17 protein-coding genes and 1 tRNA gene are annotated in these 20,439 nt (G+C 71.9%); 9 read left to right on the top strand and 9 right to left on the bottom strand.

All coding sequences use genetic code 11. The features are described from left to right. Positions 1-66 precede the first annotated feature (66 nt). Positions 67-1,575: an FAD-dependent monooxygenase gene (locus AB0I49_RS35030; RefSeq protein WP_363231244.1), complete on the bottom strand. Its 1,509-nt coding sequence runs from the start codon at positions 1,573-1,575 to the stop codon at positions 67-69. 73 nt (positions 1,576-1,648) lie between these two features. On the opposite strand from AB0I49_RS35030, the gene AB0I49_RS35025 reads away from it, so the two are divergent. Beyond that, positions 1,649-2,329 carry a TetR/AcrR family transcriptional regulator C-terminal domain-containing protein gene (locus tag AB0I49_RS35025; protein ID WP_363231243.1) on the top strand — a complete coding sequence of 227 codons (681 nt, stop codon included), beginning with the start codon at positions 1,649-1,651 and terminating at the stop codon, positions 2,327-2,329. A 104-nt stretch (positions 2,330-2,433) separates the two neighbouring features. On the opposite strand, the gene AB0I49_RS35020 is transcribed toward AB0I49_RS35025, so the two are convergent. The 4 genes from AB0I49_RS35020 to AB0I49_RS35005 form a co-directional block, all read right to left on the bottom strand. Then, a complete protein-coding gene (locus AB0I49_RS35020) occupies positions 2,434-4,002 on the bottom strand; it encodes a hypothetical protein (protein ID WP_363231242.1) in 1,569 nt (522 codons plus the stop codon). After that, positions 4,002-6,041 (bottom strand): hypothetical protein, encoded by a 2,040-nt coding sequence (locus AB0I49_RS35015; protein ID WP_363231241.1) that lies wholly within the window; start codon positions 6,039-6,041, stop codon positions 4,002-4,004. Before AB0I49_RS35015 ends, AB0I49_RS35020 begins: the two co-directional genes overlap by 1 nt. A 314-nt stretch (positions 6,042-6,355) precedes the next feature. Next, the gene (locus AB0I49_RS35010; RefSeq protein WP_363231240.1) at positions 6,356-6,583 is read right to left on the bottom strand and encodes a DUF397 domain-containing protein; all 228 of its coding nucleotides are present in this window, start codon (positions 6,581-6,583) and stop codon (positions 6,356-6,358) included. Further along, entirely contained in the window at positions 6,567-7,412 is an 846-nt protein-coding gene (locus AB0I49_RS35005) for a helix-turn-helix transcriptional regulator (RefSeq protein ID WP_363231239.1), read from the bottom strand. The genes AB0I49_RS35010 and AB0I49_RS35005 overlap by 17 nt, the downstream gene beginning before the upstream one ends. Positions 7,413-7,626: 214 nt before the next feature. On the opposite strand from AB0I49_RS35005, the gene tgmA reads away from it, so the two are divergent. The 3 genes from tgmA to AB0I49_RS34990 are packed head-to-tail and all read left to right on the top strand — an operon-like array spanning position 7,627 to position 9,954. Continuing rightward, the gene (gene tgmA, locus AB0I49_RS35000) at positions 7,627-7,854 is read left to right on the top strand and encodes a putative ATP-grasp-modified RiPP (protein WP_363231238.1); all 228 of its coding nucleotides are present in this window, start codon (positions 7,627-7,629) and stop codon (positions 7,852-7,854) included. A gap of 1 nt (position 7,855) precedes the next feature. Beyond that, positions 7,856-8,803 (top strand): ATP-grasp ribosomal peptide maturase, encoded by a 948-nt coding sequence (tgmB, locus tag AB0I49_RS34995; protein ID WP_363231237.1) that lies wholly within the window; start codon positions 7,856-7,858, stop codon positions 8,801-8,803. Beyond that, entirely contained in the window at positions 8,800-9,954 is a 1,155-nt protein-coding gene (locus AB0I49_RS34990; RefSeq protein ID WP_363231236.1) for a methyltransferase domain-containing protein, read from the top strand. Before tgmB ends, AB0I49_RS34990 begins: the two co-directional genes overlap by 4 nt. Before the next feature lie 72 nt (positions 9,955-10,026). On the opposite strand, the gene AB0I49_RS34985 is transcribed toward AB0I49_RS34990, so the two are convergent. From AB0I49_RS34985 to AB0I49_RS34970, 4 genes are all read right to left on the bottom strand, one after another. After that, a tRNA-OTHER gene (locus tag AB0I49_RS34985) sits at positions 10,027-10,098 on the bottom strand. Positions 10,099-10,137: 39 nt separating this feature from the next. Continuing rightward, complete coding sequence (locus AB0I49_RS34980; RefSeq protein ID WP_363231255.1) at positions 10,138-11,298, bottom strand: acyltransferase; 1,161 nt, start codon at positions 11,296-11,298, stop codon at positions 10,138-10,140. Between the two features lie 127 nt (positions 11,299-11,425). Next, on the bottom strand, positions 11,426-12,835 hold the full coding sequence (locus AB0I49_RS34975; protein WP_363231235.1) for a polysialyltransferase family glycosyltransferase: 1,410 nt from the start codon (positions 12,833-12,835) through the stop codon (positions 11,426-11,428). Beyond that, positions 12,835-13,812, bottom strand: a complete 978-nt coding sequence (locus AB0I49_RS34970) for a glycosyltransferase family 2 protein (RefSeq protein WP_363231234.1) — start codon at positions 13,810-13,812, stop codon at positions 12,835-12,837. The genes AB0I49_RS34975 and AB0I49_RS34970 overlap by 1 nt, the downstream gene beginning before the upstream one ends. A gap of 187 nt (positions 13,813-13,999) precedes the next feature. On the opposite strand from AB0I49_RS34970, the gene AB0I49_RS34965 reads away from it, so the two are divergent. From AB0I49_RS34965 to AB0I49_RS34945, 5 genes are all read left to right on the top strand, one after another. After that, entirely contained in the window at positions 14,000-15,337 is a 1,338-nt protein-coding gene (locus AB0I49_RS34965; protein ID WP_363231233.1) for a DUF6716 putative glycosyltransferase, read from the top strand. 23 nt (positions 15,338-15,360) lie between these two features. Further along, the gene (locus AB0I49_RS34960) at positions 15,361-16,656 is read left to right on the top strand and encodes an acylneuraminate cytidylyltransferase (protein WP_363231232.1); all 1,296 of its coding nucleotides are present in this window, start codon (positions 15,361-15,363) and stop codon (positions 16,654-16,656) included. A 65-nt stretch (positions 16,657-16,721) separates the two neighbouring features. Further along, positions 16,722-17,648 (top strand): N-acetylneuraminate synthase family protein, encoded by a 927-nt coding sequence (locus AB0I49_RS34955; protein WP_363231231.1) that lies wholly within the window; start codon positions 16,722-16,724, stop codon positions 17,646-17,648. Positions 17,649-17,758: 110 nt separating this feature from the next. Next, complete coding sequence (locus AB0I49_RS34950) at positions 17,759-18,922, top strand: hypothetical protein (RefSeq protein ID WP_363231254.1); 1,164 nt, start codon at positions 17,759-17,761, stop codon at positions 18,920-18,922. Between the two features lie 225 nt (positions 18,923-19,147). Then, on the top strand, positions 19,148-20,377 hold the full coding sequence (locus AB0I49_RS34945) for an amidohydrolase (protein ID WP_363231253.1): 1,230 nt from the start codon (positions 19,148-19,150) through the stop codon (positions 20,375-20,377). The last annotated feature ends 62 nt before the right edge of the window (positions 20,378-20,439 follow it).

The following is a 20,439-nucleotide window of genomic DNA, read 5'->3' as shown; positions in this document are numbered from 1 at the left end:
CGGGGCACCGCAGGTCAAAGCCGTGCTCTGCCCCGACGCCCCCCGGCGGGACCGCGCGGAAGCCAGTCAACCCCCGATCGGCCAGTACCCCGTCACATCCCCCGCCTCCTCCGTAGCCAGCCCCACATAGCCGTCCGGGCGGATCAGGAACAGGCCGTGTTTCGCGTACGCGCGCGCCGCGTGGCCGTCCGGGTCCAGGAGGTCCGGGGTCGGTCCGCCGACGCGGTACGTGTGGATCGTCGAGGCCAACTCTGCGTTCAACAAGGGGAGTTCCGTGTTCCCCAGAGCCAGCAGCGTGAAGTGCGGCCCCCGGAACACGTCGAACAGTCGCCTCATCTCGCCCGTACCCGCGTCCTCGCACGGCGCGTCCGGGGCGCGGTCGCCCGCTCGCAGCGCACCCTCCTCAAGTCCCTCCCGCCGCTCCACCGACAGCGGGCTCTCCCGGTAGCCGAGGCCCAGTTGGTGGTTGTCGGGGCCGCGGTGGCCGGAGAGGGGGCCGGCGGTTCCGCCGCGGTGGATGCGGGTGCTCAGGCCCAGGACGCCGGCGGCTACGGGGAGGCGTTCCGCCTCGTACGAGTCCAGGAGGGCGTCCGGCGCGCCCTGCCGCAGCACGGCGGCGATCTTCCAGCCCAGGTTGTAGGCGTCCTGGATGCTGGTGTTGAGGCCCTGGCCGCCGGCGGGGGAGTGGATGTGGGCGGCGTCGCCGGTGAGGAAGACGCGGCCCTCGCGGAAGCGTTCCGCCATCGCCGCCCGCGTGCGGAACACCGATGACCAGTGGACCTTCCCCGCCTTCAGGCCCGTCCGCTCGCCGACCAGGCGCCGCACGGCCTCGGGGTCGGGGTCCGGCTCGCCCGCATCGAAGCGGACGTAGGTCTGGAAGAGGTTCGAGTGCGGCAGCGGGCACATGGCGATGGTGCCGTCGGGGTGGGTGTTCCAGGTGTGCCAGTGAGTACGAGGCAGGTCCGGCACCTCCATGTCCGCGGTCAGCATCGGCGTCGGGTCCACCGTCTCGCCCGTGAACGGCGTGCCGAGCGCCGCCCGTACCGTGCTGCGGCCGCCGTCCGCCGCCACCAGGTAGGACGCCCGTACGCGTTCCGTCGTGTCCCCCGGACCGGTCAGTTCCGCCGTCACGCCGCCCTCGTCCTGCTCGAACTCCGTCAGCCTGACCCCGAACTCCACCTTTCCGCCCAGCTCCCGAAGCCGGTCGCGCAGCACCTCCTGGGTGCGCGACTGCGGCAGCAGCCACGGCTCGGCGTACGGAGTGTTCGGCGTCGGCTCGCCGCGCGTCATCATTTCCCAGTCGCAGCCGGGCTCGCCGTTCTCCCAAGAGGTCATCGGCGGGTACGGGGAGCCCTTGGCGTGAATCGCCTCGATGACACCCAGGTCGTCGAAGACCTCTCGCGTGCGCGGTTGCAGCCCCTTCCCCTTGGAGCCGGGGAAGGGGGCGTCCGCCGCGTCGATCAGGCGGTGCGGGACGCCGCGCCGGCTCAGTTCCAGGGCCATCACCAGGCCGGCCGGGCCTGCCCCGACGACGAGGACAGTTCCGGCGGCGGCTTCGGATATCGCTTCGGGCATGGCTCGCACCTCTCCTTAACGACGTTCAATTTAACGTCGTTAAGGGTGCGCTGAACGCCGTTAAACTGTCAAGGTGGCAACTCGAATCGATCGCGAACAGGTAGTGGGCACTGCCCTGCGCGTCCTCAATGACGTCGGCCTGGAAGGGCTGACCCTGCGCCGCATCGCCGGCGAGCTGGGCGTGCAGGCCCCCGCCCTGTACTGGCACGTCAAGAGCAAGCAGGACCTGCTCGACGAGATGGCCACCGAACTGCTGCGCCGCGCCGCCGCCGACTTCGACGCGGTGCGAGACAGCTCCGACGCCGCGCCAGACAGTTCGGGCCCAGCCGACGCCACCTGGCAGGAGACGCTGAGCGAGGCCATGCGCTCCACGCGGCGCGTACTCCTCCGCTACCGCGACGGGGGGAAGGTGTTCGGCGGTACGCGTTTCCAGGGCACCGAGTACGCGGCGCACCTGAACCGGCAGTTCGCCGCCCTCACGGAGGCGGGGTTCGCGCTGGCCGCCGCCGCGCGGGCGGTCATGACGTCGTACGCCTACACCATCGGGTACGTCGTGGAGGAGCAGTCGACGCGGGGCGACCTGTCCACCGGGGAAGGGGCGTACGACGTGGACGAGCGGGCCGAGCGGCTGCGGGAGCACCCGCTCGCCGCGGCGGCCGGTTATGAGATGTTCGCCGAGTACGACGAGGGGTTCGAGGCCGGGCTGGCCGCGATCGTCGCCGGGGTCGAGGTCACGCTGCTGCGGGGCGACTGATCACCCGGTCACCCGGTCACCCGGTCGCCCGGCCGCCCGGTCATCCGGTCGCCCAATCGCCCAATCGCCCAATCGCTCGGTCATCCAGTCGCCCAATCGCCCGGTCACTCTCCGCTCGCCGTGCAGTCCTCCGGCGGCGGCTTACCGCGCTCCGGCCACGCGTGCCCCACGAAGTCCACGCTCTTCGTGCGCGGGTTGAGCCGGACCACCGGCACCGCCTTGTCGTACGGATTCCCGTAGTTGTCCAGGCAGATCCAGCCGCTCGCCCCCTGCACCTTGTCCGCGCCGTGCAGCCGCAGCCACGCGTTGCGCACCTGGTCCAGGCTGGGGATGTCCGACCCGTTGCGGGAGTTGTTGCGGATCGCCGTGATCGCGGTCCACGCCGCGTCGTGCGTCGTGACGGCCCGCGAATCCGTCAGGTCCACCCGGCCGACCGGCCCCACCGGTTTCCGCGCCGCCTCCGCCGCCAGGCCGCTGAGCTGCTCGTACGCGGCCTTGGAACCGCCCGTCGCGGGCGCGCCCGGCGCGGTCCAGGCGTCGGGATGGGCGACGGACGCGTACTCGACGGTCACACCGTCGCGCAGCGCGTCCCAGTTCAGCTTGGCGTCCGAGGAGAGGGTGGAGGCGGCGTAGCCGGACACGACGCGGTACTTCTTGTCCGTACAGGCCCTGGCCCCCAGCTCGTTGATGAACTGCCGCAGCTGTACGGGGCGCCCGGCGAAGTAGATGTCCTCGGCCGGTGAGTTGCAGATGGTGTTGACCATCTGGTGGAAATCGTTGGACGTGCTTCCCTCCTTGCTGAAGTCCGCGGGGGAGCGGAACTGCTCGGGCGCGCGCGGCGCGCCCTTCGTCAGCTGGTGGAAGGCGCGCTTGAGGGTGACGGTGTAGTTGTCGTCCTGGCGCAGGTCCTCGACGACCAGTGAGTGCGCCGGATCCATGTTTTTGTTGAACGATTTGAGGGCCGCCGCCTGGTCATGGGTGGTGGGCAGCACGCGGACGAAGCCTTTGTACGCGTCCGGGTGCGCGGCGCTGTTGCCGATGTCGCCCGCGGTGACCGCGCCCCCGACCACGGGGATGTGCCGCTCGTTCGTGAGGCGGGCGATGGCCTGCTGGGTGGCGCGGACGCTGACGTTGAAGGCGACGACCGCCCGCAGGTTCTCCTTCGTCGCGGCCCGGCGCGCCAGCTCGTCGGAGACCTCGGGCCAGTACGTATGGTCGCGGCCGGGGTTGGCGAGCAGCAGCCGGATCTTGGGGGTCTGGTCGTTGGAGCGGTGGTTGGCGCGGTACTGGGCGAGATACATGCCCTGCACCTCGGAGAGGACCTTGCGCTGCTCGAACGGCTCGGCCGCGGTCATCGGGATCATGATCGCCACGGCTACGTGCGGCACGCGGGCGACGCTGTCGTTCTCGGTCTTGATCCGCGCGCTGACCTCGTCGAGGTTCCCGGCGAAGCTGAAGCCGCCGTCGGTCACGCCGACGCACTCCCCGCCGCGCCGGTCGACGCCCGACGCGCACGTACGGTCGGGCCGCAGCCAGTCGTACAGCGCCCAGCCGCCCACGGAGAGCACCACCAGCGCCAGCAGCCCGGCCGCGCCCTTCGTCAGCGGACCCCAGGCCCGGAACCCGGCGAACCCCGTCCGCGGGCCCGAGGCCCGGCCCCTCGCGAACCTCATCAGCCTCGACCCTCCGGAATCCGCAGGTCGGGGGCGCGCGTCTGGTTCTCCAACCCCGCGGCCCACTCCTGCGCGGCATGGCGGTACGTGGTGTCCTCGGAGCGCTTGGCCTGGTGCAGCCGCTCCAGCTCCGCCCGTACCGTGCCGATGTCCTCCGGGCGCGGCGCGTACGACAGCGGGTCCGAGAGCCGCCACACCGTCGTCAGCAGCCGACGGATCGCCCAGTGCACATCGTCGGGGCCCTCGCCGGGCGGGCAGGCGGCGCAGGCCGGCGGCTCCGGGAGTTCCGAGGGCTCCGAGGGTTCGGGAGGTTCCGGCGGCTCGGGCGGTACGGCCGGATCGGGCGGTACGGGCGTGAGGGCCTCGCGCGGGTGCGGCGCGGCGCAGATCAGGTTCACGGAGGCGAGCCACCGGGCGGGCGGGGCCTCCGCGAAGCGGCGGTGCATCGCCTGCGCGACCGGCTCGACCCGGCGCAGCGCCAGGGTGTGGTGCAGATACGCGTCACAGTGCCCCGGCGCGTACTCCTCCAGGCCGTTTGGGTTGTAGCCCGCCCGCAGATTCAGGTGCACCCGGAACCACCGCGGGTCCTCCGCGAGCCGGTGCAGCAGCAGCGCCCGTACGGCCCGGTCGTCCTGGAGCCGGGCCGCGGCGAGGTGATCCATCGCCTGCTCGACGCGGGCGGCGGCGTCGCCGTCCGGGTGGAAGGCGGACCACAGCCGGACGGCCGCCGCCCGGTCGCGGGTCGCCGCCAGGAACGTCAGCGCCGCCCGTGCCTCCGCGTCCGGCAGCAGGCGCTCCAGCAGCCGGGGCGCGGCGGCGTCCAGCAGCCGCACCGGGTCCGCGCGCTCGCCGCACCGCCGCAGCCGCACCGCCTCGTCGGCGAGGAGGCGGGCGCTGCCGGTCCGGCCGCCGCTGTACCGCTCGACGACGCCCGGCAGTTCGGCGGGGTAGTCCGGGGTCGCGTTGAGCATGGCCCGGATCGCGGAACCGGTGACGGCCGGGATGCCGAGGGAGATCTTCGGCCACTGCCGGGGGAGGTCCCGCACGTCGGGGTGCGGCGGCGCGTGCTCGCGGCCGTCGCCGAGGGCCGTCACGACGACCGCCGGGCGCTCCGAACCGCCTCCGGCCCGCGCGTACTGCTCGCACAGCAGGTCCAGGAACCGTCGGCCCGCCGGAGTGTGCCCGTTGTCGAGGAGCAGCAGCGGCCGGGGGGCCTTGTTCCACTTCTGCAAGAGCCCGTAGTGCTCGCCGATGTCGTCGAGGAACGCGGCGACCAGCAGCCCCTCGGCCTCCCGCCGCCGCTCCCCGTACCGCCGGAAGTCCCATACGGACGCGAACAGCCGCTGTAGCCCGTCGCCCTGGAAGAACGGCAGATGCTCGCCCCACCAGCGCAGCGCGCCCCGGTCCGGGCGGGTCAGCAACTGGTCGGCGGCGCTCTGGAGAGTGGCGGCGATGACGGCGTCGATGCCGGGGAAGCCGGGTACGAGCGTCCCCAGGTTGCCGACCACCGCGTCCACCCACTGACGCAGCGCGGCGCGCCGCCGCCGGGGGTCGGGCTGGTCCTCCGTGATGAGCCGCAGCAACTCCTCCTGCGCGCGCAGCAGCCCCGGCGGGCCGATGCCTTCGCCGTCCGGCCGCCACGCGGTCACCACCAGCAGCCCGAGATGCAGCCGGGGAAAGCGCACCGGCCGGTGGAACGGGCCCGCCTTCAGCCCCAGTTTGTGGGAGACGAGGTAGAGCAGGTTGCTCACCGGCGAGGCGTTCGGCGCCTCCTGGTCGTGCACGCCCGCCACCAGGCCCGGTTCGCCGTACTTGCTGTCCGCCAAGTCGGCGCGTGCCAGCGGCGCCTGGTCCTTGTACGCGGCGAACAGCGCGTCCAGCAGCGCGCTCTTCCCGGTGTCCCGGCCGCCCACCAGCTCGATCACCGGATTCCCCTCGCGATACGCCAGGCCCCGGATGCCGCCACCGCGCTCGCGGCCCACCAGCCCCGGCACCAGGCCGTCGAGCACCACGTCGAGGCCGTACAGGCTCCGCACCATGGACATCCCCCATCCGCCGCCACGGACGACCACTGCCGGGCGGCGGCGCCGGTCGACCCCTTCGCGCAGGGGGAACCTAGCGGACGAGACCGGACCCGACGGCGCGGTCGCGGAAAGTACCCCTGTGGGGGTGAGGGACGACGGCCCCGGCCCGGCTCCCGGTCAGGGAACGCGAGGGCCCGTCAGGGACTTGCGGAGTATGGGCGTCACGGCTCGACCAGGAGGTTCAGAAGCCACGCCAAGGTGTGTTTCCGTGTGCTCCGCGCTCACAATCGACTGCTCGCATGGGGCTTACTGTCAGTCGACCGGCTGGTTCACGGGCACGAGCCATGAGCCTTGGCGAATTCCACCAGCCCCGCGAAGCTTTCGGCAGTCAGTGTGAGATGCGGGCCATCCGGGCGCTTGCTGTCCCGCACCAGGAACTCACTTGTGGCTGCCGCGTGCTCCGGTGCCCACTCGATGCACTCCGCACCCTGGCCGTTGCTGTAACTGCTCTTCACCCAGCCCAGGGACGACGCGTTCTCGTCAGGAGTCAAAGTCATCCTCATACTCTTTCAGGTACTTGTGGAGCAGAGCCACGCTCTCCCTGGTATCGAGGGCCTTCGACCGGGCGATGTCGAGAAGTGTTGTCAACTCCAGCACATCGGCCGGAGCGTCCACCGACGTGCCGGAGGCGAACGACTCGACGTAAGCGAAGGACACGCCATCCCGACGGGTGAGCAGGCTCAAGCTACCGCCCAACAGGGGGTGAACTCCACGAGAGAAGGGGAGCACTTGGACCCGGACCGCGCTGTTCTTCTCGATCATGCCGAGGGTGTGCTGAATCTGTTCCGCCATGATGGCCGGGCCGCCCACGGGACGGCGTAGGGCCGCCTCATCCATGATCGCCCAGTAAAGCGGGGGCGCTTGCGACTCCAGTACCGCGCGACGGTGCACCCGTGCGTTCACCTGCAATGCGACCTTCTCTGCGTCCTTGCCGGGCATCGACTCGACGAACAGAGCAGACGTGTACGACTCCGTCTGGAGCAGACCAGGCACGACGCTGCTGTTGAAGGTCTGGATGCGGGCGGCGCGCTTCTCCTCCTCCAGCACTTTCCGTCCGTATACAGGGACCTCGGCAGCTATGGCCACTGCGAGAAGGTCGGAGAACAGCCCGTCTGTCCCGTAGAAGTCGTCAAGGGCCTCGGCCAATGCGGCGGAAGGGAGCTGCTCCCCTCGCTCGACGCGGCTCAGGTATGTGTGCGGGTAGCCCAACTTCTCGGCGAGCCCGCGCAGTGAAAGACCTGCCTTCGCCCGTGCTCGTGCCGCTCGGTTGGCGAGCATTCCCGCTGGTGAAGCGGGCATCACGTCAGGTTCCAGCTCTAGCTCCACTCCGCTGCCTCCCCTAAAGAGATTGTGCACTCAGCGTACTTGGTCACGCACATTCCGTGTGCGGCAGTCGATCCTCCGGTAAGACTGAGGCGTCCGAAGTGCACCTCGCAGGTGTGGCCGGGCAGTTGGGGCGGCCGGAGTGTGAACAGCCGAGTTGGATTCCCTCGCGTCCATCCGGATCTGAGGGTTGGCAAGAGCAGAAAACGAGGACGTCATGAGCACTGCGATCGCCCTTCCATTCGGGGTCCGGCACCTGGTGTCACCGCCGGAGAGCCCCGGCGAGGCCCCGGTGATCACCTACAGCGACGCGCTCCAGATGAACGTGTCCGCCGAGGGGAACCCGTGGCACGCGATCACGGCGGAGATGCCCGAGACGCAGACCGAGACCAGCAACGGCGACAGCAGTGCCCCGGGCTCCGACAGCGGAACCGACCTGTACTGACATGGGCTCGATCCTCATCCTCACGGGCCGGGACGACCTCACGGCCGACGCTGTGGTCGAGGAGCTGGCGAAGAGAGGTGAGGAAGTCGTCAGATTCGACACAGCCGACTTCCCCACCGCTTCCCGCCTGGCCGTCTCCCTCACCGGGGACGGCTGGGCGGGGGTACTCGTCGGTTCCCGAGCGGCCGAGCTGGAATCGGTCAAGTCGGTGTGGTGGCGGCGCCCGAACGAATTCCGTACCCCCGACGACTGGCCCGGCCACGCCCGTGCGCTGGCCCTGTCCGAGGCGCGGTCCGGGCTGCTGGGCGTGCTCGGTTCCCTGCCCGTCCGGTGGATCAACCATCCCGCGGCCGACGCCGCGGCGAACTACAAGCCGAGACAGCTCGCCGTTGCCGCACGCGTCGGACTCGACGTGCCCCGGACCGTGATCACGTCCGACCCCGACCATGCCCGCGAGTTCATCGGGGCCGGTCAGGTCGTCTACAAGGGGCTCGGAGGCGGGGTGCTCGGCCCCGGAGGCAAGCGGCAGTTCCTGCCCGTGGCGCTCGTCTCCGCCGGCGAGGTGGACGACGGGGTGGCCGGCACCGCCCACCTGTTCCAAGAGCGCGTGCCCAAGGCGTTCGAGGTGCGGCTGACCGTGATCGGGGGCCGGATGTTCCCCGTCGCCATCCACGCCGGGAGCGAGGCCGCACGGCTCGACTGGCGCTCCGACTACCAGTCCCTCGCCTATGAGCCCGTGGACATGCCCCCCGAGGTGGCGAAGGGCGTCCGCCGGCTCATGGACGAGCTCGGTCTGTACTTCGGTGCTCTCGACTTCGCGGTGACACCTGATGGCCGGTGGGTGTTCTTCGAGGTGAACCCCAATGGCCAATGGCACTGGATCGCCGTAAAGGCTCGTATCCCGCTCGTTGAAGCGATGGCCGACGCGCTACAAGGAGAACCCGTATGACCGCGAAACCCCCGTGGGCCGAAGCCGCGTCGGCGCTCGCCGACGAGGTGACCGTGGGCGCGCCCGACTGGCACGAGGCGGTGAGCAGCACGCCTCGGCATCTGCTGGTGCCCCGGTGGTGGCGGCGCGTCGCCGACAGCCCGACCCAGGAGTGGGGGTTGGTCGATCTTCCCGCGGGGTCCCCGCAGAGCCTGCGCGCCGCGTACTCGGACGAGACGCTGGTGACCCGCGTCGGGCCCCTGCACGCCGACCACGCGAAGCCGGACGAGCGGGGGACCGGTGACCCCACGTCGTCGTCGACCCTGCCGGGGCTCGTCGTGTCGATGGCGGACCGGCTCGGCACCGAGCCCGGTGACCGCGTGCTGGATGTGGGCACCGGCTCGGGCTACTCCGCCGCGCTGTTCGGGCACCGCTTCGGCGACGCGAACGTGACCAGCGTGGACGTCGACCCCTACCTGGTCGGCGCCGCCCGCGACCGCCTCTCCGGCTTCGGGCGCGAACCGCGCATGGAGACGGTCGACGCGACGGGGGAACTGCCTGGCGCCTCCTACGACCGCATCATGGCGACCGTTTCGGTACGGCCCGTTCCCGCGTCGTGGCTCCGTGCGCTGCGTCCCGGCGGGAGGCTGGTGACGACCATCGCCGGCACGGCTCTGCTGATCGTGGCGGACATGGGGGAGGACGGAGCCGCCAGGGGCGCGGTGCGGCCGGAGCCCGCGACGTTCATGGAGGCCCGGCGGGAGGCGGACTACCCGCCCAAGCTGGACGAGGTGTTCGTGGCCGCCCGCGCACGCGAGGGCGACGACGTAAGGGTCCCGTACGGGCCGATCCCGGACCTGTGGCGGGAGTGGCCGCTGCGCTATCTGTTCGAGCTGGACACGCCGGGTGTCGAGACTCGCGCGGCCACCTACGACGACGGGTGCCGCGTCGTCTGGCTGCTCGCCGCAGACGGATCGTGGGCGCGCGCCGAGGACGGCCCCCGCCCGCTCGTTCATCAGGGCGGCCCCCGTCGGCTCTGGGATGCCCTGGAAGGCGTGAGCCGCAAGTGGGAGGAGCGCGACCGGTTTCCCCTGCACACCATGCGGGTCGAACTCGGCGCCGAGCGCAGCACGCTTCGCGCCCCCGGAAACTCCTGGACGTTCGACCTCTGACAGCGGGGGCAGGGGGTCGCGGGTAAGAAACCCCGAAGGCCCGTACTCAGCCATCGAGTACGGGCCTTCGTGTGGAGCGCCCGGCAGGCCTTGCACCTGCATTTCCCGCTGGATGGCGGGCGTCTTGCCTTGGACCACAGACGCGTGACTCCCGCGGCGTGCGCCGGAGTTGCGTAGATGATCTTACATGACGGGAGGGGGTCCGCTCACCGGGCCCGAGGCGGCGGGGGCCGGGCGGCGGGGGCCTGTCAGGGACTTGCGGAGTACTGGTGTCAGGCGCTGCTCGACCAGGCGGTTCAGGAGCCAGGCCAGTACGAGCATCAGGGCGAGGGTGAGGGCGAACGTCGCGTACGAGGGGATGCCCAGCTTGCGGTGGAGGGTCGCGATCACCACCCACCCCAGGTGTTCGTGGACCAGGTAGAAGGGGTAGGTGAGCGCGCCAGCGACGGTCAGCCAGCGCCAATTGGCCCAGTGGAACTTGCCGAGGGCTATGGCGGCCACGGCCGCGTACCCGGCGGCGACGATCGCGATGATGACGTACGGCGAGCGGTAGGAGAAGAAGTGCGGGTTCGGCGCGTGCCACAGGGCGGCGACCGCGTAGTGCTGGCCGATCAGGAAGCTGACGCCGACGATCCCCCAGGCCAGCGCGGAGTGGCCGAAGCGGTGGATCAGATAGAGGCCGACGCCGCCGATGAAGTACGGGGCGTACTCCGGCATCAGCACCGCCTTCAGGAACTCCTGGTGCGAGGCGTCCGCGAGCACCGCGCCCAGCGTCCACACCGCGCAGAACAGCACCACCCGGTGGCGGGTCGCCCCCGGCGCCACGACGAACAGCGCGAAGAGGGCGTAGAAGCGCAGCTCCGCCCAGAGGGTCCAGCACACGCCGAGCACCCGGTGCGCGCCGACCGGCATTTGCAGCATCGTCAGGTTCACCAGGGTGTCGCTGGGCGACACGGTCTTGTATGCGACCCAGGGCAGCGCGAAGACGACGGTGACGAGCAGGATCGCCGCCCAGTAGGCGGGGTACAGGCGCGCGACGCGGGAGGCGAAGAACGAGCGCAGCGGGCGGCCCCAGCCGCTCATGCAGATCACGAAGCCGCTGATGACGAAGAAGATCTGCACGCCCAGGCAGCCGTACGAGAAGGCCGTGGACAGCGACGGGAACTGGGCGCGCGGCGAGCTGCCCCACGCCTGGCCGACCTCGCCGGTCCGGCCGCCGTAGTGGTACAGGGCGACCATCAGCGCGGCGATCAGCCGCAGCCCGTCGAGGGCGCGCAGGCGGCCGTGCGCCCCCTTGCGGGCCGGTCCGGTGCGGGCCGGATCGGTCGGCGGGGGCGTCGGTATCGGGTCGGGCAGCCGCAGGCCCGCGCCCGAGGGGGCGGGCGGTTCCAGGGAGGCGGTGCCGGGGGAGGCCGCGCTCACCGGGCCGTCCCCGCCGCGCGGCCCGCCCGCACTCTCACGTCGTACGCGCTCACCCCAGCGCCGCCGTCCGCTTGACCAGCCGCCGCTGCATCGCCCGCGCGCGCCGTGCGACCTTGCGGACCGTCGGGTTGCGCGGCAGGAAGGCGAGCTGCGAGGGGAGCGCGCCGGGCAGCGCCAGCGAGGTGAGGCGGCGGCGCTTGAAGTACCGCCAGGTATGGGAGTTGAGGTTGGCGGCGAGATAGCGCTCGGCGGCCGGGCGCAGCTCGGGGTAGATCTGGGACTGCATGGCGAAGCCGACCGCCGAGAGCAGGCCGGTCAGCTGCTTGCCGGCGGTCTCCCCGGCCGGCGGGGTCCAGCCGGTGACGGTCTCGGGGCGGTCGAGGTCGGGGAGCAGGGCGTCCGCGATCGTCACCGGCACCCGGTTGCTGTTCTGGTACGGGGTGAGCCGCTCCAGCAGGAGTCCCGTGCCGATCCGGGCGACCGGCAGCCCGTACAGGGCGCTCGCGGTCAGCAGTGCCGTGGAGAAGCAGCCGACGACGAGTGCGGGCCGAAGGCGCTGGTAGACGACCTCTGCCAGAACGGGAGTGTCCAGGACCACCAGCTCGGCGCCGAGCCGTCCGGCCTCCTCCTCCAGCATCCGCGACCAGCGGGCCGGCGCGGTGGGGTGGGGCTTGAACACCACCGCTCGATGACCGAGTTCGACCGCGCCGCGCAGCATTCGCACATGCAGTTCCTCCTCTTCCACCGGCGTGAGGATGTCCAGTGCCGAAAGGTACTGGCCCAGCAGGAGCGCGGATCCTTTCGGTGCGGTAATTTCCGGCGCGGCGCTCTCCAGGCGGGCCAGGACCTCGGTGAACGCGGCGGTGGGGACGATCTCGGCGGGCACCTGGAACTCGGTGAGCAGCAGCGGGCGCAGCCCCGGCACCAGGTCGAGGTGGAGGAGGCGGCGGATGCGGGTGCCGATGAGCGGGTCGAGCTTGCTGCGGGTGGGCCCGTAGCTCATCAGGCCGTCGGCGTAGACCTCCACGGGCGCGTCGGGGAAGAGCTGGGTGAGCGCGAGGGCCGGGTTGACCTGGATGGACTCGACGACGAGCTCGATCTCGTCGTCGCCGAGGTCCCAGAGCATCCGCAGGTGCCGCTCCCACAGGGGGGCGTCGTCCGGCCGGGGCGACCAGCCGCCGGGGTGGAACGGGCGGATCGTCTCGTTCCAGGAGAGCAGCCCGTCGAAGCGGTCGCTCAGCAGCTCGAAGCCGGGGGCCTCCTGGCACGACGGGGTGGTCTCGGGGATGGCCGCGTTGTTGGAGACGAGCAGCAGCCGGCGGTCGGCGGGGGCGAAGCGGCCCGCGTCGAGGGCGGCGGCGAGCGTGGCGGTCCCGTACAGCGTCGAGGCGAGGAAGATCTGGGTGCGGGGGCGGGCGGGGCGGTGCGGCTCGGCACGGCGCTCGGGCTGGGCGGTCATCAGGCCGACACCTCCGCCCCGGCCGTACGGCGCCGGACCCTGCGCAGCCGTGCCGCGCGCTCGTAATCCATGGAATTCAGCGCATCCTTCAGAATGTCCTGCGGCATCCGTTTCATCGCCGCCGCGCTCATCGAGCGCAATGTCTTGGCCACGGCCGGTTCGAACCGTTCGATGGTGCCGAGCTGATGGGAGATAATCGCGCAATACGTGCGCACGGCCTTCGGCAGCAATCGGTCCGCGTCCGCGTCCCGCGCCGTTTCCTCGATGACCTGATCAAATGCGTGGATGAAATCGAGCTGCCGCACATCGCCGATCTGCGTGAGCGAGGACGCGACGCCGCGCCGGTAGAACACGCCGAGAAGTCCGGCCACCGCGAAAGTCCGCGCCTCGCGGTGCAGCCGCCAGATCCACGGCCGGTCCTCCGCGGTGCGCAGCCCGTGCTTGAAATGCAGCAGCCCGTCGTCCAGGAGCCGGCGGTGGTACATGCCCGCCCACGCGTAGGCGTAGTCCACGGACGTGGAGCGGTCGGCGGGCAGGATCGCGTCCCGCGGGTCGAGCACCACGCCGCGCCGGCCCTGCGGCACGCGGTGCACCGAGCGGGCCCGGCCGGAGCACTGGACATGGTCGGCTCGGACGAAGTCGACGCCCAACTCCTCTATGAATGACAGGAGTTCCGCGAAGTATCCGGGCGCGAGCCAGTCGTCGCCGTCGAGGAAGGTCAGATATTCGCCGCTCGCCGCGTCGAGGCCGGTGTTGCGGGCGGTGGCGAGGCCGCCGTTCTTCTCGTGCCGCACCAGCACCGCCCCCGGCAGCTCGCGTACGGCCCGCTCCAGGAGCTCCGGCGTGCCGTCGCTCGAACAGTCGTCGACGAGAATGAATTCGAAGTCCGCACGCGCATTGGCGCGCAGACTCCGCAGTGTGTCGGGGGCGTAGGTCTGCACGTTGAAGAACGGCACGATGACGGAGAGCTTAACCACCCGGGTGACGTTATGGGGCCGCCCGGCATTCGTCTTGACGCCCGGCGGGCGTGAAGGTGAACGAAGTGCGACCAATTGGTGAACCGGCCACGCCGAAAGGGCGGTTCTTCCGCCGTCATCCTGTTGTTTACCGACTGTTGCACTCCCGTTGGGCAACGAAACGGAATGAATTCCTATCGTCGGCGACGTGTCATCACGTACGCATTCCCCGCCGCGGGTAGCCGTCCTCGCCGATTCCGACACCCGGTGGAAATGGGGCGCGCTCACCGCGCACCGCATCGCCCCCGGCGGCCGGCTCGACGGGTTCCTGCTGCGCGGCCGCGCCACCCCGACGGTGCGCCAGCTCGCGGAGGTCGGCGTGCGCGCCGACGCGCTCACCGAGGTCACCGGCGCCGAGTTCGTACGTACGGCCGACCGTACCCGCTACGACGTGATCGTGCTGGCCTGCGTCGGCGGCGCCGTCCAGGCCATGGTGCACGGACTCGCCCGCTCCTGGGCCGGGCAGCGCCGCCGCCCCGCCGTCGTCACCGGCTACGTCGGCGTCGTCTACGAGAAGCTCGCGGACGGCCTCCTGCTGCGGCACGGCGCCGACGTCGTCCTCGCCAACTCCCGCCACGACGCCGAGCGGTTCCGCGACGTCTACCGCGGCGTCGGCGCGAGCGCCGACAGCGTCGTCGAGTGCGCCCTGCCCTTCCTCGGCGGCGACCGCTACGCACCCGCCGCCCCCGGCGAGGTCCAAGAACGCCCGTACACCGTCGTGTTCGCCGCCCAGCCCTCCGTGCCCGACAGCCGCGCCGGGCGTACGTACCTGCTCAAGCGGGCCGTGCAGCACGCGCGCCTGCACCCCGCGCGCGAAGTGCTGATCAAGCTCCGCAGCAAGCCCGGCGAGCACACCACGCACATCGAGGAACTGCCCTACCAGAAGCTCGCCGCCAAGCTCCCCGACGGCCTGCCCGACAACTGCCGCCTCGTCTACGGGCACATGGGCGAGGTCCTCGACCGCACCGACCTGCTGGTGACCGTCAGCTCCACCGCCGCCCTCGAATCCCTGCACCGCGCCGTCCCCACCGCCGTCCTCACCGACCTCGGCATCCGCGAGGCCCTCGGCAACCACCACTTCCTCGGCTCCGGCTGCCTCGCCTCCTGGGACGAGCTCGACGCCGGCCGCCTCCCCGAGCCGGACCCCCGCTGGACCGCGCGCCAGGGCGTCGCCGCCGACGGCTCGTACGACCGGGCCTTCGACACCGCCCGCGACCGCCTCGCCGATCTCGTCGCCGCCCCCGAACTCCCGCCCCTCGCCCCCTACTACACCCCCGTCACCGCGCCCGGCTACCTGCCCGGCATCCTCGCCCGGCACGGCCTCGACCCCACCGGCCACCCCCTGCCGCACGCCGCCGCCGAACCCCGCGAGGTCTCCGCCCTGCGCCGGGCCACCCGCAACGCCATGCGCGACGCCGCCCGCGGCGCCTACCGGCACGGCGTGCAGCGCGTGGCCCCCGTCATCCGCCGCATGGGACAGCTGTGACGACCACACCCCAAGGAGCCGCCATGCCCCCGACCGTCCTGGCCGTCATCCCCGCGCGCGGCGGGTCGAAGGGCGTGCCCGCCAAGAACCTCGCCGCTGTCGGCGGCAGGCCGCTCGTCGCCCGCGCCGTCCACGAGTGCCGGGCCGCCCGCCACATCACCGACGTCGCCGTCTCCACCGACGACCCCGGCATCGCCGCCGCCGCGCGCGGCGCGGGCGCCGTCGTCGTGCAGCGCCCCGGCGACATCGCGGGCGACACCGCCACCAGCGAGGCCGCGGTGCTGCACGCCATGGACGCGTACGAGGCGGCGCACGGCACGGCCGTCGACGTGGTCCTCCTCGTCCAGTGCACCAGCCCGTTCATCGCCCGCGAGGACATCGACGGGGTCGCGGAGGCCATCCTCACGGGCGGCGCGGACACCGCCCTGACCGTCGCCCCGTTCCACGGCTTCGTATGGCGCGCCCCCGACGCGGCGGACGACCTGCCGGCGGAGACCGCGGAGACCGCGGAGACCGCGGAGATCGCGGAGGCTGTGGAGGCCGCGGAGATCGCGGAGGCCGTGGAGATCGCCGACACCGCCGCCGGCGGCGTCGGCGTCAACCACGACAAGTCCTACCGGCCGCGCCGCCAGGACCGCCCCCAGGACTACCTGGAGACCGGCGCCGCCTACGGCATGCGCGCCGACCGCTTCCGCACCGAGAAGCACCGCTTCTTCGGCCGCACCGAGCTCGTACGGACCGACGCCGCCCGCGTCCTGGAGATCGACGACCCGCACGACCTGGCACGGGCCCGCGTCCTCGCCCCGCTGCTCGACGCGGACCGGCCGGGGGCGCTGCCCGGCCGCGCGGACATCGACGCGATCGTGCTCGACTTCGACGGCACCCAGACCGACGACCGGGTCCTCATCGACTCCGACGGGCGCGAGATCGTCGCCGTGCACCGGGGCGACGGGCTCGGCATCGCCGCGCTGCGCCGCGCGGAACTGCCGATGCTGATCCTGTCCACGGAAGTTAACCCGGTCGTCGCCGCGCGGGCCAGGAAGCTCCAACTTCCCGTCCTCCACGGCGTCGACCGTAAAGACCTGGCGCTGAAGCAGTGGTGCGAAGAGCAGGGCATCGCACCCGAGCGCGTGCTGTACGTAGGCAACGACGTCAACGACCTGCCGTGCTTCGACCTCGTCGGCTGGCCCGTGGCGGTCGCCGGAGCGCACGACGTCGTACGCGGCGCGGCGCGCGCGGTGACCTCCGCGCCAGGGGGCGGCGGGGCCATCCGGGAGATCGCCGCATGGATCCTCGGCCCGTCCCTCCAGCCCGTCTAGCCGCACGAAGACCGCACGGCACAACTCACCGCACACTCCCCCCAACAGCAAGGAACCTGCCTTCCATGAGCTCCACTCTCCGCACCCGGACCCTCGGCGCCAAGACCGCGGGCCCCGGCCACCCGGTCTACGTCACGGGCGAGATCGGCATCAACCACAACGGTGATCTGGAGAACGCCTTCGCGCTCATCGACGCGGCCGCCGACGCGGGCTGCGACGCGGTCAAGTTCCAGAAGCGCACGCCGGAGATCTGCACCCCGCGCGACCAGTGGGACGTCGAACGCGACACCCCCTGGGGCCGGATGACCTACATCGACTACCGGCACCGCGTCGAGTTCGGCGAGGCCGAGTACCGCAGGATCGCCGAGCACTGCGCCAAGCGGGACATCGCGTGGTTCGCCTCCCCGTGGGACACCGAGGCCGTGGCCTTCCTGGAGAAGTTCGACGTGCCCGCGCACAAGGTCGCCTCCGCCTCGCTCACCGACGACGAGCTGCTGCGCGCCCTGCGCGCCACCGGCAAAACGATCATCCTCTCCACCGGGATGTCCACGCCGAAGCAGATCCGGCACGCGGTGGAGGTGCTCGGCAGCGACAACATCCTCCTCTGCCACGCCACCTCCACCTACCCGGCCAAGGCCGAGGAGCTCAACCTGCGCGTGATCAACACGCTCCAGGCCGAGTACCCGAACGTGCCGATCGGCTACTCCGGCCACGAGACCGGGCTCCAGACCACGCTCGCCGCCGTCGCCCTCGGCGCCACCTTCGTCGAGCGCCACATCACCCTCGACCGCGCCATGTGGGGCTCCGACCAGGCCGCCTCCGTCGAGCCGCAGGGCCTCCAGCGGCTGGTCCGCGACATCCGGGTGGTCGAGGAGTCGCTCGGCGACGGCGTCAAGAAGGTGTACGAGAGCGAGCTCGGCCCCATGAAGAAGCTCCGCCGCGTCGCGGGCGTCGTCGCCGAGGCCGGCGACCGCGAGCCGGTCGCGGTCTGAGGCGGCCGGGCCCGGTGACACCGACAGCGGGGCCGGCAGGCCCACCCCCGGAGGCGGCGGCCGCTCCCGCCGCGCGCTTCCGGGGGCCACGGGCCGACCCGAGCGGAACCCTGGCTTTCGTGGAGAGCCCGGTCCAGCTCCTGAACGTACTGGAGTGGTCGTACGGCGGGCCGAGCGACGCGGAGGGGCGGGCGGAGGCCCCCGCGCCGGAACTCGCGCCCCCGTCCGTGCCCGCCCTCTACGACGGCGTGCCCCGGCAGCCGTACGAGACGGTGGACGCCGAGCAGGAGCTGCCGGACCCGCAGCGCCCGCCCACCGGCCTCACCGTCGTCGTGCTCGCGCCGCACGACCCCATGACGCGGGGCCAGCTGCGCCGGATGGCCGAGCTGGCGCGGCGCGAGGGGCACACGGTGCGGTGGGAGGAGGCGCGCGGCGGGGCGGGGGCTCCGGCGCAGACGATCGCGGGGCTCGCGCCCCTGCTGCGGCGCGCGAGCCGCGTCGTGATCGGGGACCCGTTCTCGCGCTACGTGCAGCTGCTGCTCACCATCGCCCGCGCCCGCGACGTCGTGGTCGTCGACGACGGCACCGCCACCATGGAGTTCGTCTCCCAACTGGCCCTCGGAACCCGGCTGGTGCGCTGGCACCGGCGCGGCGGACGCGGGGCGCGCGACCTCGTGTTCGCGCCGTTCGCCGCGTCCGCGCGCCGCAGGCTCACGCCGGGCGAGGGCCGCCGCGTGGAGGTGTTCACCTCGATGCCCGTCCAGGCGCCGCCCGGCGTCACCGTCACCGCCAACGACTTCGCGTGGACCCGCTCGGCCTTCGGCCCGCCCCGGCTGACCCGCGGCACCGACCTGGTCGGCACCTCCCTCGTCGAGACCGGCGTCGTGGACCTCGACCACTATCTGACCGCCGTCGCCTCGCTGGCCCGCACGCACGGCGCGACCCGCTACTTCGCGCACCGCCGGGAGTCCACCGACAAGCTCCACCGGATCGGCGGCGAGCTGGGGCTGGAGATCGTACGGCCCGACCTGCCGCTCGAACTGATCGCCCGGCGCGGCCCCATAGGGCGCATGATCCTGAGCTTCCCCTCGACCGTGGTGCACACCCTGCCGCTGGCCCTCGCCGGGACCGGCATCACGGTCGCGGTCTGCGACGTGGACCCCGCCTGGCTGACGGAGACCGCCTCGCCCCGCGCGGAGGACTTCCTCTCCGGCGTCACGGGGACCGCGCGCGGCATCCGCCGGGTTCCGTACGTTCCGGCCTCGACGCTCTGAGGGCGGGGGCCGGGAAGGACGCTCGGGGAGGGGGCGCGAGAGGCCGGTGGGACCAGTGGTACGGAGGAGGCGACAACTCGGCGCGTAGCGGAGTCTTCTACCCCGTATCTCTTGTGGTCATGCGACCCACGGCCTAGTTTCCCTTCCCCTATCGGGCTGAACTTTTGTTGATCGCCAAGCAGTTGCCCCGCCTGTGGCCCTAACCTTCACAGGGTGAACCAACTGATGTCCCGCGAATCCGAGCCCGAGGCAGGTACCGATCCCGAGCTGCCCGGCGCGCTGTCCGCCGGGCTGCGCGCCGAACTGATCGCCTTCCGGCGGGACTTGCACATGCACCCCGAGCTGGGCAAGTGCGAGTTCCGCACCACCGGGGCCATCAAGGCGAGACTGGAGAGGGCCGGGCTCGCGCCGCGGATCCTCCCCATCGGCACCGGACTCGTCTGCGACATCACCCCCCTGGACCACCGCGCCGCGGGGCGCCCCGTGCTGGCGCTGCGCGCGGACATCGACGCGCTGCCGATCCCGGACACCAAGACGGTGCCGTACCGCTCGACCGTCAAGGACATGGCCCACGCCTGCGGCCACGACGTGCACACCGCCGTCGTGCTGGGCGCCGGCCTCGTCCTCGCGGAGCTCGCGCGGCGAGGACTGCTGCCGCACCCGGTCCGGCTGATCTTCCAGCCCGCCGAGGAGGTGCTGCCCGGCGGCGCGCCCGACGTCATCGACTGCGGGGTGCTGGACGGCGTCGGCCGGATCATCGGGGTGCACTGCGACCCCAAGGTGGACGCGGGGCGGATCGGGCTGCGGCCCGGCGCCATCACCTCGGCCTGCGACCGGCTGGAGGTGTCGCTGAACGGCGCGGGCGGGCACACCGCGCGCCCGCATCTGACCACCGACCTGGTCACGGCCGCCGCGAAGGTCGCCACGGAGGTGCCGGCGCTGCTGGCCCGGCGGGTGGACGCGCGCTCCGGGATGGCGGTGACCTGGGGGCGACTGGAGACCGGGCACGCCTGCAATGTGATCCCGCAGCATGCCGAATTGTCCGGTACGGTCCGCTGCCTGGACCTCCAGGCGTGGCGCGAGGCCCCCGATCTGGTGCACGCCGCGATCGACGAGGTGGCCACCCTGCACCGCGCCAAATCGGAGATCGACTACATCCGGGGGGTGCCGCCGGTCGTCAATGAACCGGACGCCACCGACCTGCTGCGCCGCGCGATGACCGCGCGGCGCGGGCCGTCCTCGATCGAGGACACCGAGCAGTCCCTGGGCGGCGAGGACTTCTCCTGGTACCTGGAGCAGGTGCCCGGCGCGATGGCCCGGCTCGGGGTGCGGCGCATTGGCGACACTGTCCGACGTGACCTGCATTGCGGTGATTTCGACGTGGACGAGTCGGCGATCGCGGTGGGCGTGGAACTGTTCACCGCCGCGGCTTTGCTCGATGTCAACCGTCCGTAGGCGGCGAGGTGGGATGGGGTTCGCGACGATCCGATAACGGCTTTCTGCGACCCCTTTATCCC

The sequence above is a fragment of the Streptomyces sp. NPDC050617 genome (assembly GCF_040654795.1).
Lineage (GTDB): Bacteria > Actinomycetota > Actinomycetes > Streptomycetales > Streptomycetaceae > Streptomyces.
The sequence above is the reverse complement of the archived record's forward strand: the minus strand, read 5'-3'. Positions and strand labels throughout refer to the sequence as shown.

What these genes read in the sequence shown, in the direction of transcription:
- AB0I49_RS35030 (WP_363231244.1), bottom strand. Translation starts at nt 1,575, where the DNA reads ATGCCCGAAGCGATATCCGAAGCCGCCGCCGGAACTGTCCTCGTCGTC.
- AB0I49_RS35020 (WP_363231242.1), bottom strand. Translation starts at nt 4,002, where the DNA reads ATGAGGTTCGCGAGGGGCCGGGCCTCGGGCCCGCGGACGGGGTTCGCC.
- AB0I49_RS35015 (WP_363231241.1), bottom strand. Translation starts at nt 6,041, where the DNA reads ATGGTGCGGAGCCTGTACGGCCTCGACGTGGTGCTCGACGGCCTGGTG.
- AB0I49_RS35010 (WP_363231240.1), bottom strand. Translation starts at nt 6,583, where the DNA reads ATGACTTTGACTCCTGACGAGAACGCGTCGTCCCTGGGCTGGGTGAAG.
- tgmA (WP_363231238.1), top strand. Translation starts at nt 7,627, where the DNA reads ATGAGCACTGCGATCGCCCTTCCATTCGGGGTCCGGCACCTGGTGTCA.
- tgmB (WP_363231237.1), top strand. Translation starts at nt 7,856, where the DNA reads ATGGGCTCGATCCTCATCCTCACGGGCCGGGACGACCTCACGGCCGAC.
- AB0I49_RS34990 (WP_363231236.1), top strand. Translation starts at nt 8,800, where the DNA reads ATGACCGCGAAACCCCCGTGGGCCGAAGCCGCGTCGGCGCTCGCCGAC.
- AB0I49_RS34975 (WP_363231235.1), bottom strand. Translation starts at nt 12,835, where the DNA reads ATGACCGCCCAGCCCGAGCGCCGTGCCGAGCCGCACCGCCCCGCCCGC.
- AB0I49_RS34960 (WP_363231232.1), top strand. Translation starts at nt 15,361, where the DNA reads ATGCCCCCGACCGTCCTGGCCGTCATCCCCGCGCGCGGCGGGTCGAAG.
- AB0I49_RS34955 (WP_363231231.1), top strand. Translation starts at nt 16,722, where the DNA reads ATGAGCTCCACTCTCCGCACCCGGACCCTCGGCGCCAAGACCGCGGGC.
- AB0I49_RS34945 (WP_363231253.1), top strand. Translation starts at nt 19,148, where the DNA reads ATGTCCCGCGAATCCGAGCCCGAGGCAGGTACCGATCCCGAGCTGCCC.